Source organism: Bradyrhizobium sp. 62B (genome assembly GCF_030272265.2).
In the GTDB taxonomy this organism is placed as follows: domain Bacteria; phylum Pseudomonadota; class Alphaproteobacteria; order Rhizobiales; family Xanthobacteraceae; genus Bradyrhizobium.
Genome location: NZ_CP092841.2, coordinates 5,629,910 through 5,642,245 on the forward strand (window position 1 = coordinate 5,629,910; position 12,336 = coordinate 5,642,245).

The 12,336-nt window shown below is 62.6% G+C and carries 10 protein-coding genes and 1 pseudogene; 5 read left to right on the forward strand and 6 right to left on the reverse strand.

Going from position 1 to position 12,336, the window contains the following annotated elements:
* Window positions 1–139: 139 nt before the first annotated feature.
* The 6 genes and pseudogenes from ML401_RS27060 to ML401_RS27085 form a co-directional block, all read right to left on the reverse strand.
* Window positions 140–2,014, reverse strand: coding sequence for an alpha-amylase family glycosyl hydrolase (locus tag ML401_RS27060; protein WP_259217168.1), 1,875 nt, complete (start codon window positions 2,012–2,014; stop codon window positions 140–142).
* Window positions 2,011–4,479 carry a family 16 glycoside hydrolase gene (locus tag ML401_RS27065; RefSeq protein ID WP_285807548.1) on the reverse strand — a complete coding sequence of 823 codons (2,469 nt, stop codon included), beginning with the start codon at window positions 4,477–4,479 and terminating at the stop codon, window positions 2,011–2,013. The genes ML401_RS27060 and ML401_RS27065 overlap by 4 nt, the downstream gene beginning before the upstream one ends.
* Before the next feature lie 174 nt (window positions 4,480–4,653).
* A pseudogene (locus tag ML401_RS27070) lies at window positions 4,654–5,135 on the reverse strand (heme-binding protein).
* 46 nt (window positions 5,136–5,181) lie between these two features.
* Window positions 5,182–5,844 carry a hypothetical protein gene (locus ML401_RS27075; protein WP_038949339.1) on the reverse strand — a complete coding sequence of 221 codons (663 nt, stop codon included), beginning with the start codon at window positions 5,842–5,844 and terminating at the stop codon, window positions 5,182–5,184.
* A 27-nt stretch (window positions 5,845–5,871) separates the two neighbouring features.
* Window positions 5,872–6,774, reverse strand: a complete 903-nt coding sequence (locus ML401_RS27080; protein WP_285807549.1) for a DUF1259 domain-containing protein — start codon at window positions 6,772–6,774, stop codon at window positions 5,872–5,874.
* A gap of 17 nt (window positions 6,775–6,791) precedes the next feature.
* Window positions 6,792–7,025, reverse strand: a complete 234-nt coding sequence (locus ML401_RS27085) for a PepSY domain-containing protein (RefSeq protein ID WP_038949341.1) — start codon at window positions 7,023–7,025, stop codon at window positions 6,792–6,794.
* Between the two features lie 574 nt (window positions 7,026–7,599).
* On the opposite strand from ML401_RS27085, the gene ML401_RS27090 reads away from it, so the two are divergent.
* The 5 genes from ML401_RS27090 (at window position 7,600) to ML401_RS27110 (ending at window position 12,127) form a co-directional block, all read left to right on the forward strand.
* Entirely contained in the window at window positions 7,600–8,634 is a 1,035-nt protein-coding gene (locus ML401_RS27090) for a Cj0069 family protein (protein WP_285807550.1), read from the forward strand.
* 3 nt (window positions 8,635–8,637) lie between these two features.
* On the forward strand, window positions 8,638–9,234 hold the full coding sequence (locus tag ML401_RS27095) for an ATP-binding cassette domain-containing protein (RefSeq protein ID WP_285807551.1): 597 nt from the start codon (window positions 8,638–8,640) through the stop codon (window positions 9,232–9,234).
* Window positions 9,231–10,037, forward strand: a complete 807-nt coding sequence (locus ML401_RS27100; RefSeq protein WP_285807552.1) for an ABC transporter permease — start codon at window positions 9,231–9,233, stop codon at window positions 10,035–10,037. Before ML401_RS27095 ends, ML401_RS27100 begins: the two co-directional genes overlap by 4 nt.
* Before the next feature lie 403 nt (window positions 10,038–10,440).
* Window positions 10,441–11,643 (forward strand): transposase family protein, encoded by a 1,203-nt coding sequence (locus ML401_RS27105; protein WP_285807553.1) that lies wholly within the window; start codon window positions 10,441–10,443, stop codon window positions 11,641–11,643.
* Between the two features lie 115 nt (window positions 11,644–11,758).
* A complete protein-coding gene (locus ML401_RS27110) occupies window positions 11,759–12,127 on the forward strand; it encodes a hypothetical protein (RefSeq protein ID WP_285807554.1) in 369 nt (122 codons plus the stop codon).
* Window positions 12,128–12,336 lie beyond the last annotated feature (209 nt).

The following is a 12,336-nucleotide window of genomic DNA, read 5'->3' on the forward strand; positions in this document are numbered from 1 at the left end:
TCCATCAATGGGCGATCGTGCCACGTTGAACGATCCTAATCGTTCCTAGAAGTTCGGCCGCATTCAGATCAGCTGCCACTGAGAGCGCGTCGATCGGTAATCGACCCTGCCGTGAACTGGGTGAGGGCTGCAGCCGCACTTACATCAGCGTCCAGATCCGTCCATAGTGCGACGGGATATCAAGATCTACTCGCCGGAATGAAAGTACGTTCCTCAGGTCGAGAGCGCCGCCATGCAGCTCTTCGACGTAGTCACCCCCCATCGGAAACCAGAACGGGACAGTCCGGCCGGTGTCGCTGAAATTGATTGCGACCAACGTGTACTGGGTGGCTGCATAGCGCGCGAACAGCAGGACTCCGAACTGCTGATAGCGATCCCAATCGTTGAAGAAGAAGTACGTGCCCTGACGAATGTGGTCGCGTCGCCGCCTGATCCGCAGCAGCCTGCGGATCAGGCTCACGATGGGTCGGCCGGACTCATCGTAGAAGAAATCCCATCGCATCGGCCGCAGCAGGGAGACGCGGCCCATTCCAAAGTCGGGCAGAAAGTAGTTCTCGGCAAATTCCTCGCCTTGCCAGAGCATCGGAATGCCTTTGCTCATCAGCAGGCCGATCAAATAGGGCTGCAGCATGTACCAGAGTGTCCGGTCGCCCTCGGCGAACAGCGGATTGACGGCTTCGTCGGGATTGGAGGTCCCGAAATTGCAAAGGAAGCGTTCGTGATCGTGGTTCTCGACGTATTGAAGTGCAGTTTTGGGGATCTCGTCACCGTTGAGCGTCTCCCGGTCGGGGTAGCCGAAGAGGCCCAGCTGCAGACCCAGGTCGGCCAGCCGGCCGCGATCCCCATGGGCAACCGCGCGCGCAGCGCCGTAGGTGCCGTTCTGCCACGTGCAGTTGGAATAGGTCGAGCGCAGCACTTCCTCGGGGGCTTCGAGCTGTTCGGCCATTTGCACCAGCGTCAGCGGCTTGCCTGCTCCTGCGTCGAAGCGGCTCCAGTAAGGTCGACCCGACGCGATGTTCGCCTTGGTCAGTTGGTGCGTTTCATAGACGAGGCTCGCATAACCCACGCCCATGGGCCCGTCCCAGTAGTTCGGGACGCAGTCGTAGCGGAAGCCGTCGACGTGATAGACCTCGAGCCAATGGTGATTGGCCGTGAAAAAGAAGTCGCGCGTGATCTCCCGATTGAAGTCCGTGCTCTTCCCGAAATTGCTGAAGTAGTCTTTGGCAAACGGCCCCATGAACGGATTGTCGCGGTACCGCAGCCGCGTGTAGGCGTCGTAGTACGGGAAATCCACGCCCGTATGGCCATAGACGACGTCCACGATCACTGCGATCCCGTGCTGATGGCAAATGTCGACCAATTGCTGGAAATCCAACCGATTGCCGAAGCGCTCGTCGACGCCGAAATAGCCGATCGGCAGATAGCCCCAGTCGACCGAGTTGCCGACGTTGGACAGCGGCATGATCTCGATGGCGTTGATACCGAGGTCAGCTAGGTAGGCCGCGAAGCCGCGGGCCCGATTGAGGTCGCTGCCGAACTCGGCGATGTTCACCTCATAGAGGATCAGATCTGCCAGCGCCGGCGTCCGCCATTGCGCCTCGCCCGCACTCCAGACGTAGGGCTCATAGCCCAGGGTGAAGGCGGATTGCTTGCCGACACCGAACTCGCGTGCGAAGGGATCGATGATCCAGTCGAGCGTGCCTACGCTCGGATTCGTGATCGTGTAGCGATAGACGTAGCGGCCCGGATTGCCCCAAGCTGAGCCCGGCACTGCGGGCAGCGTGCCGGCGATGGGTACGGTGGCCGACCAGAAGTCCCCATACGGCGGACGAACACTGTGCGTAAGCTGGAACTCTCGAGCCGGAAAGGCCTGGAGAAACTGATCTGCCTCATGGATGATCTTCACGGTGACGACGTCGCTGTCGGCCGCCGACACCCAGGGGAGCCACAGTCCGAACGTCACCGTTCCGTGTGTTTCGACGGCGCCCAATGATCCGAGTGGCATCAAGTTCATGCCACAGCGCCTTCCAGCGGCTTCCACTGGATGTTGCGAAAGAGCACTCGGCCCGTATGTGTCTGCAGGCCGATGAACCGCGGGTCCTGCGCGGTCGACGGCAGACCGCGGCGCGGAGACTGCGGATCGCCGGCGAAATGGAAGATGTTTACCGTCTGCCCGTTCAGCACGACGGTGATGTCCGCACCATCGACGGTGATTTCATAGCTGTTCCATTCTCCGACAGGATGGATAGTCAGCGGACCGTCGGTCGGCCCCTTGAAGGAGTAGACTGCACCTGTCCTGTGGATCGGTGCCCTGTCCGGTCGGGCCAATTCGTCGATCTGAATTTCGAAGCCGAAGTTGACGCCGACATAGGCCGTGTTGTCGTAACCTTCGTTTCGAGGGTCGGGGAAGCCGATGAAGACACCCGAATTGTCGTCGGGCGCGGTCAACATCCATTGCAGCCGCAGAACGTAGCGAGGAGGCGTGGGGCGCTTCAGCCAGAGGAGCCCAAGGTCCGTTCCCGTTCGCGTCTCGAGCACACCGCGCCGAACCCGGAACGAGCCAGGGTCGTTCCGACCGGGCTGGTTGCTGATCGTCGACATTGTCCAGTCACCAAGAGTGTTACCGTCGAATAGCGTTTCGAAGCCCGGATCGGCCAAGACAGGTGGCGGCGCCATGATCAAGTCGCCCGTGCGGCGCGACAGTGCGATCCCGGTCAGCATGGGGTTGGGAGAGCCGATGCTCGGGAACAGCGCGGGGCCTGCCGCATAGAGGTTTTCAGTGTGATGGAAGCGTCCGTTGCCATCGGTGACGCTCGCGGCCGGGTCGGTGCCCATCCAAAGCGTCCCGGCTTCATGATGCGTCGTCCCAAGCCCGTCCTGGTTGCTTTGGAGCACCTGCATCGGCTGCCCGTTGGCGAAGGTGGCGGCGACCTTCTGCATTGCCGCATCCATAGCGGCCCAAAGATCGCGATCTCGCTGTGTCGGTGTTAGCGCAATCGATGCGCGACGAACCCCGTATTCGTCGGTGCGCGCGCTCAAATCGACCCGGCTTGGATGAGCGGCGGGATCGGCCGGGTCGGCCGGCTCCATCTCTCCGAGGCCCCTGATTGCAATTGCGATATGCGTATCGGTCGAAGTCCGCAGTTGGTCGTAGAAGTCGACGTCCGGCACCTTGCGATAGAGTTCGTCCTCGCCGCCTACGGTATTGCCGCCGCCGCTCGCAGCAATCTGAAGGTGAAAGTGACCGATCAGGTCACCATTTGGGCGCGTCGCCCGGCCCTTCACGAACATGGCCGCGGTCTGCAGTTCGTTCACCGCCGACGAAAGCCCGGGAATCGCCGAGCGCGGCACGCGGATAACGAGGTTCGAGCGAAGGTGAGCGATCAGGTTCTTGCCGATGAGCGGCAGGGTTGGAAGTCCGGTGGCATCGAACGACGCCAGAGCGAGCCGCGCGTTCTCGATCGTGCCGAGCGCCATGATGACGGCGCCGCCCGGAGCCAGGTCAATCGGGCCGCGGCTCGTCTCGACGCCGGAGATGCGCCATGTCCCTGCCGCGGTCGGCACCGTGCGCAGTGTCAGCACATGCGTATCGGGCAGCACCATGAATTCCTTGACGGAATCATTGCCGTTGGAATCGCTCGCCGCGGTTCGCGCCGCCTTCATGAGCAGCGGAACGACGCTGAACTTGTTGAGCGGGAAGAACCCCGCATGTGGGGGGCGCGCCTGTACGGCAAGCGGCGCTTCGAGCTTTAGCATGTTCAGCAGGTCGTTTTGCGAAAGCCCGCCACTCGACGACAGACCGAGCAACTGTGCGGGGTCCGCGCCGGGCTTCAGCAGCGGCGAGGGCGGGAGCGCGTCGAGCGTAATCGCCCCAGGCACGCTGGACAAATTATCGAAGAGCTGACGACGAAGCGCGTTCTGCAGTTCGCCGAAAATGAAGTCGTTCGCCTCGTCGACACCGATCTGCCGCGAACTCTCGTCGAAATAGCGGCTGTTCAGATCGGCTACGGTATTTGCCGGCCAACCCGACATCTCCTCGTCCAGAAGACGAGGCGACCAACCGCCCCAATAGAGTGATCGGCCTCCGAGTGTATACGCCAGTCCCTTGAAGGGAATGGTCGATTTCCAAGGAATGCCCCAAACCTCGTTGCGTGGCGGCTCCGGCTGCGGCAAATTTTCGTCCAGAAAGAATGGATTGGCCGGATCGCCGAACCCCTGGATCCCCGTGTTCTGGACGTGCTCAGGAACGGTGAACAGCCCGGCGTCTACCACCAGTGTCCGCAATCCGCCGCCACTCTGCTTCTGTCGGAACCACAGATGCTCGGCGATAGCCGAGCCGAACGTACCGCCTCCCACGATGATGAAATCGAATGGTCGCCCGCCTGTGGATTTCCACGCATCAACCTCGGCCAGGTTGTTGCAGAGGTAGCGGCCCTGGATGTCTTTGGTGAACGAGGTCCTTTCGGTGGTGATCGCCATTGCCCGCTCCTGGTGCAATCCTCGAACTCGCCTTCCTGTTAGGGCACGATCTCCTTCAATCTAAAATGAGCTAGTTCACAGATTGCTCTCACTTCTAGCGTCGCAGCGGGAGAGGCCTCGCTGGCGATTGGGTCAGGTCCCAATCTAGGATACTGGAGCAGCTCCATATCTAGGTCAGAATTCCAGCCTGTCGCGGATGGCGTCGATGCCGTCCCTCGCGCACGCTTCGTCAGCGTCGCCCCCGGAGCTCCGGAGACACCTACCGCTGCGACCAGCGAGCCGGTGGCTTCGACCACCAGTCCCCCTCCTATGATGACTACTCCAGGAAGATGGCGAATGCCCGCCTGCAACATGCCGGGTTGACTGATCGCATTGAGCTCAGTCGTACTGGTCCTGAACGACGCGGCCGTCCAAGCCTTGCCTGCCGCCGTTGGTGGCATGTGAGGACCTGCAAAGCGATCAGGCAGCATCACTTGCGTCACGCCGAAACGATCGACCACGGCGACTGCGACTTGGAATCCCCGGGAGCGGCAGCTATTCAACGCGGCGCGTGCAAGATCGAATGCCAACTCTGGAGCTAGTGATTTGTAGGCGACCAAGTTTTCTTCTGCCCGCAGCGGGCAGACGGAAGCGATCACCAAGGCAGTCGCGACCATCAGGGGTCGAGTGTTCCATGGTTATCTCCGGCAACGGGACAGGGACCTATTTGACCTCACCATACGTCAGATCATCAAACAGGGTCACGCTATCCGCCTTGGTCCACAGGCCGATCATGCCCGATTGGGAGATCGTGGCGTCCTCCACATCGAACAACTGCCGTCCGTCGTATGTCACCCTGAACCGCGTTCCTGTGAAATCGCAGCGCAACACGTGCCACTGGCCGGAGGCCACGGGCGCTTTCATGCCATATCCGCCCTTGCGACCTGCGATATCCAGAGACGTTCGAACGCCGTTGAGCGTCTTGTAGAGCACGACATTGTCCTCCAAAGCGTTTGCCCGGACGACGTAGTAGTTGTCGGCATCCTTCGCGCGCCAGATGAGTCCCGCAGCGCGATCCTCGGAGCCGGCGACCGCCTTGAATTTCACCTCGACGAAGCCGTCGCGGATGTCGGTACCCATTTTGAGCGCCACTGGGAAAGTCGCCCTGCCGGATTGCTTGAGGACGTTCGGCTTGCTCGGCGCCGTGTGGTCTGGCTCAACGGTCCAGTTCGCCTCTCCTCGGCCAGTCATCGTAAGGATCCAACCTTCAGGCGACGTTCCCGCGGGAGCGTCATCGAAATTCACGGTCTGAGCCATGGCGGACGCTCCCATCAACGAGATCGACATGAACGCTAGGGCGAGCAGCGGCTTGGCCCGGTAGGACATCGGATCGCCTCCTTTGCGATCTTCGCCTCAGTTCTTCGTGCTCGCCGTCTTGTCCAGGGCAGCGCGCAAGCCTTCGGCAAGCCGGATCGCGTCGTCATTCGCCCAAAAGTGCATGAAGAATAGCCTCGGCTGCTCATCGAGCATGTGACTGTGTAGCGCCGTCACCTCGATGCTGTGTGTCCGCAGCGCCACGATGACGGGGTTGACCTCGTCGGCCGTCAGCACGAAGTCGCCCGTGATGGCGGCCTTTCCGCCCCCGGTCGGCTGGAAATTGATGCCGATCGCCACGCCCATCGGGCCGACGGGCGTCAACGGCGTTCCGTCTTGCGTGATCGGGTCGCGCCGCTTCACGTTGAACTGGTAGACCCCGCCGTTTGCTTGGCCTTTAACGCCGATGATCTGGTCGAGCTTCGCCGTATCGAGGTCCACGGCAGGCGGCGGGCTCGCGGGGGCCGCGATAGTCAGCGGCGTCGTGCTCTCAGCCAGCGCATCGTGGATCGCCGAGGCCAGCTTGAGGGGGTCGCCGTGGCCGGCCAGGTGCATGTAGAACGTCGCCGGGCTCGCGCGCAGCAGATGATTGTGCACGGCTGTGATTTCGAGACCGCTCGCGATCATCTTCGCCATCACAGGGTTAATTTCGGTCTCAAGCAGCACAAGGTCGCCCATGACCATGGCGCCACCGTGCCCAGGTTTGAAGGCGACCCATCCCCCAAGCGCCAGTGAAGGCTTGATCGTCACGCCGTCCAGGGTCACCGAAAGGTCGCTACGTGGAAAGCCGTAGCGGTGGATGTCATCGGAGACCGCGGCCTTCCGGCCGAGGGTCTCGTCGACCTTTCGCCAATCGATCGATTGCGCGCGCGCCATGTAGACAAAGGACAAGTAGGCGAGAGCGAGGCCAGCCACTGCCAGGGACAGGATTTTGCGTTTCATCGTGCGCGTCCTCCATCTCAGTTCCGCTCTTTGATCTGGCCGCTGCTATCGACGACGAGAGTCACCGGCTTGCCGTCCTTCACAGCCTTGGCGGTGATGCCCTCGGCGGTTGATTTGACGTCGGTCACCTGCGAGTACCCGGCCGCCTGGATCTTGGCGACAAACTCGTCTTGGGTCAGGGCGCGGGCAGGCGAGAGTCCCGCTGCAAGCGCCACGAATATCGCTACCTGATAGATCGTCGAAGTTCGCATGTCTGATCTCCTGGTGGTCCCAGCCCCAGAAGTAGTCCCGCATCCGGCCTCACCTGACCTTGTTGGCCGGCCCATCGTGCGATCCCCTGATCGTGTCGCGGCAACATCGGTCGTGTAGGAGAAGACCTGGGTTCACCCGCTCGATGCGCGAAACGCCGCGCGAAGCCGCGAGCCGGCCCAGCGCGGCGCGACCGCCGAGCCTACCGATCGAGAAAGTTTGTCGGGTGAAAGGTAGGTGTACAATGCTGACATGCTGCGCCCTTGGTGATCAGGACGCGATTCTTGAGCATGACGCCTCGCGGGGAGATCGCATATCCCCGTCACGCGACTAAAAACTCACTCGGCGAGGCTGTCAACCCGCGATCGCTCGGGCGCGTGAAACCGACCGTCACGAAAATTTCACCGCCGTCCGGAACGGAGAAGACCTGACCGCCGGGTCAACGCGCCGGCCACGGAAAACCGCCGCTTGAAGGATCCACGCGATCTCACGTAGAGTGCCGGGGCGGGATCAAGCAGACTCCCGGCGAGACTTCGGTCCAAGCTCTGCGCAGCACGCAACACGTGGAGCTCGCGCATGGACACCGAAAAACACTCCTCCGCCCGACGCACGGTAGCCATCCTCTCGCGAGGAGACGCCGCCGCGCGTCGAGATCCCACCCCGAAAAGCGGCCGCTTCGTCGACGTATTCGATGCGCTTGCCGCCGTCGGCATCGAGGGGCGCCCCGTGATCTACGACGAGAGTTTTGCGGAGGCCGCCCGCGAAGAACTGCTCGCGGTTGACGGCGTACTCGTCTGGGTCAACCCCATCCAAGACGGCCGCAACCGCGCCGGTCTCGACGCCCTGCTGCGCGACGTCGCCGCGCAAGGAGTTTGGGTGAGCGCCCACCCGGACGTCATCCTCAAGATGGGCACCAAGGAGGTCCTCTATCGCACCCGCTCCATGGGCTGGGGAGGCGAAATGGCGCTGTACCAAACCGCCGCTGCGATGCGCGCCGAGCTGCCGTCGCGGCTCGCCTCCGGCCCGCGCGTGATTAAGCGCAACCGGGGCAATGGTGGCCAGGGCGTCTGGAAGGTCGAGAAGCTGGCGACCTTATCCATGATCAGGGTGCTGGAAGCGACCAAAGACACGCCGGAGGAACTGACGCTGGACGATTTTCTCCGCCGCTGTGCGGAGTATTTCGAGAACGGCAGCGTGGTCGACCAGGCGTTCCAGCCCCGGTTAGATGAGGGCGTCGTGCGTTGCTACATGGCCGGCGACCGCTGCGCCGGCTTCGGTCACCACAAGGTCAAAGCTTTGGTGGAGTCGCCGGCCGCGCGCGCCGCGGCCGGGCCGCGGCTCTACACGTCCAACGCCGACCCGCGCTTCCAGCGGCTGCGTCGGCTGATGGAAGACGAGTGGACGCTGCAGCTAACCTCGCTGCTGGATATCGCGCCAAGCGACCTGCCGGCGATCTGGGACGCCGACTTCATGCTCGGCCCCGTCCAGCCTGATGGGAGCGACAGCTACGTGCTCGGCGAGATCAATGTCAGCTCGGTGCATCCGTACCCGGCAGAGGCGCCGTCGGAGATCGCCCGACGGGTCGCCGACCGGCTAAAGCTCAAGCTTTGACGCATGCTGACGGTCAGCGGGCTCAAGCGCCTGCACATCGCCGTGTCATTCGATCTGCAGGACGGCGAATGCGTCGCCCTGCAGGGACCATCCGGCGTCGGGAAGACCTTGCTGCTTCGCTCGATCGCGGACCTCGACCCCAACGAAGGGGCGGTCAAGCTTGACGGAACGCCGCGGGAGGCGGTGTTCGCGCCCGCCTGGCGAAAGCAAGTGACTTATCTCGCCGCCGAGCCCGGCTGGTGGTCCGACATCGTGCAGGAGCACTTCACGGCCTGGGATGATGCACTACCGCTGGTCATGCGTCTTGGCCTTCCGGGCGACTGCGGACCTTGGCCGGTTCAGAGACTTTCGACGGGCGAGAGACAGCGATTGGGGCTTGTGCGGGGGCTGATGCTGCGGTCGCGCGTCCTGCTGCTGGATGAGCCGACTTCGGCGCTCGACTCTGCATCCGCCGCCACCGTCGAGGCATTGATTGCCGAACGTGTCGCGGATGGAACGAGCGTCATCTGGAGCACCCACGATGACGCTCAAGCGCGACGTGTCGGATCAAGGATTTTCGCGATGGGCCCTGACGGCGACATCAAGGAAAGCCGGCCGTGACGTACATTCAGCTTTCGTACGGCGATCTGGTGCTACCCGCGCTCCTTGTTGTCATGGATGGCGTCCTCTCTCTTGTTCTCCGCCTCAAGCTCGAGAAGCAACTGGCCATCGCGACCGTCCGGATGGCGGTTCAGCTCGTCCTCGTCGGATACGTGCTGACGTTCCTGTTTGCCGCGGTCTCGCCGCTCTGGACCGCACTCGCCGCCTTCGTCATGGTTCTCTTCGCCTCGCGGGAGATCGTCGCGCGGCAGAAGCGACGCCTGAGGGGGGTCTGGAAGTACGGTCTGGGAGCGACATGCACGCTAGTCGCCGCCGGCACCGTCACGATATTCGCGCTCCTCACGGAGCTACGCCCCGATCCTTGGTATCACTCGCGCTATGCGCTGCCTCTGCTGGGCATGATGCTGGGCAACACCATGACCGGAATAAGCCTTGGCCTGGACGTGCTGACGAACAGCTTGGTGCGCGAACGGGCCGCCGTAGAAGCTTGTCTGGCGCTAGGCGGCGGCCGACACCAAGCAATGCTGCCGATCATACGGGACGCCTTGAGAAGTGGGTTCATGCCGATCGTGAACAGCATGGCGGCGATCGGCCTCGTTTCTTTGCCCGGGATGATGACCGGCCAGATCCTTGCCGGCGTCGAGCCGGTCGATGCGGTCAAATATCAATTGCTGATCATGTTCCTGATCGCCGGCGGCACCGGCCTGGGAACGCTGGCGGCCGTCCTGGGAGGCGCTCGCCTGCTTACCGACCATAGACACCGGCTACGTCTCGATCGCATAGAGGCCGGGAAGTCCGGATAGAGCAACGGTCAGGGCGTCCGGCGACCTCAAGCGTCTCGAAATCGTCCGAGATTGACGGCCGAAATGGCCGTCGCGGTGGTACACAGCGGTGGTCACAAAATTCGGCCGGGCTTTTCGGGAATCCTTGTTTTTCGGCTGTTTTTGCGCAATCGCGGCATGGGGGATGGGAGTCCCACTCTCTCCGCCATCGGCCCCGCTAAGCGCCCGAAACTCCGCATTTACCTAAGGCTTTTCGAAAAGTCCCGGTGGTACACAGGAGTGGTCACCGTGAGACTCGTCGTGTGTGTTTCGGCTTGCACCTAATTGGACGCCGACGAGGGGCGCATTGCCTCACCCAGAATGTTACTGGACAACTTCTCGCCGATGATTGGGTCGATGCCATCGAATTGGTTCGGTGGCGTCTATGGCGGGAAAGATCAGCATGGGCGCGCGGCGCGAGGTGGTGTCGGCGGTAACGGAGCGTTACCGGTCGGCCAAACGAGCGGAGAAGGGACGGATCCTCGACGAGCTGTGCGCGACGACGGGCTGGCATCGCAAGCATGCGGTGCGCGCGCTCCGGCGACTCGAGACGGTTGGACCGGGCGAGGTCGAGGCAACAAGAAAGCGAAGACGCAGATATGGCGCGACGATCAAGGACGCGCTGACGGCGCTGTGGGAGGCGTCAGATCGGGTGTGCGGCAAGCGGCTCAAGGTGATGATCCCGACCTTGCTGCCTGCCCTTGAGCAACATGGCCGATTGCAGCTTGGCCAGTCGGACCGTGATCGTGTTCTGGCTATCAGCGCCGCCACCATCGATCGCCTGCTCGTCGATGTGAAGATCGCGGCGAGCGGCGGCAGGCGGCGCCGTGCCGGATTCTATTCGGCAATCAGGCGCGAGGTCCCGATCCGCACGTTCAATGACTGGAACAGCCCGGTGCCGGGCTTCTGCGAGGTCGACATGGTCGCCCATGGCGGCACGTCGGTGGCCGGCTCGTTCATCCAAACCCTGACGATGGTCGATGTCGCCACCGGCTGGACGGAGTGCCTGCCGTTGCTGACGCGGGAAGGTTCGCTGGTCGTCGAGGCGATCAACCGCGCACAGAGTCTGTTCCCCTGGCTGTTGCGCGGCGTGGACTTCGACAACGACAGCGCCTTCATGAACGATGTCGTCGTGCCATGGTGTCGTGAACAGAAGCTCGAAGTCACACGCTCGCGCGCCTATAAGAAGAACGACCAGGCGTTCGTCGAGCAGAAGAATGGTGCGGTTGTCCGCCGCTTCATGGGCTATGGCCGCTTCGATGGCATCGAGACAGCGCGCATGATGGGCCGCCTCTATGCGGCGGCACGGCTCTACGTCAACTTCTTCCAGCCATCGTTCAAGCTGAAGGAGAAGCGTCGCGAAGGGGCTAAAGTGATCAAGCGCTATCATCTCCCATCGACGCCCTGTGAGCGTGCCTTGGCGCATCCCAAGGTAACCGCGGCCGTGAAGAAACGGCTGCGCGATCAGTATCGCTCGCTCGATCCGGTCGCGCTGTTGGCGGAGATTCGCGCAACCCAAGAGGAACTAGGCAAAACGCGTCGATCGTCGTGCCGGACAGGCGCGCGGCCTGCAACCCGCTCACACTAGCATCCTGCAAGCGACCGCGGCGACGTTCGCGAAGACGCTCGGCAAGACCGCGACGGTCGGCGAGCCGCGTGCCACGCACCGGCGAACTCGTCGGCCCTATAAGACCAGAGTTCGCATGCCGTCCAAGCTCGACCCGCATATTGCCGTGATCGAAGCGTGGCTCGCAGAGCAGCCGCAGCTGACGGCGCTCGCAATTGTCGGCCGGCTGCACGAGAAATACCCCGAGGAGTTCGGAAAGAGACAGCATTCGATTGTGCAACGTCTGCTGAGGACGCTCAGACGGAGGGCTGCCGAACGGTTGGTCGCCCAGTGCCCGCTCGACGACGCCACGACCGCTGCCCCATTGCCCGGGGTTGTGGACGGCTCGGGCTATGTAGGGCCCGACCCGCCCACAGCCCCTCTCGTCGAGCAAGCCGGGAAAGCCATCTGGCGCGACCGATTAATCGACATCGGATCGTCATCGGTAATGGCGCCATCAGGGTAACATTCGCAGATGCGGCAATACGAGGGGGCAAAATTTGGACGCCGGTTGAGAGCCGAGCTTTGCCGAGAGCATGACCCCGGGCTACCCGTAATCTATGCGACGGGCTTCTCTCCCGTCGTACCCCGCCCAGTGTCCGGAAGTCTGACGCTGCAGAAACCCTACCATCCAGAGAACATCGTGAGGGCCGTGAGGCAGGTCGCTGCGGATCG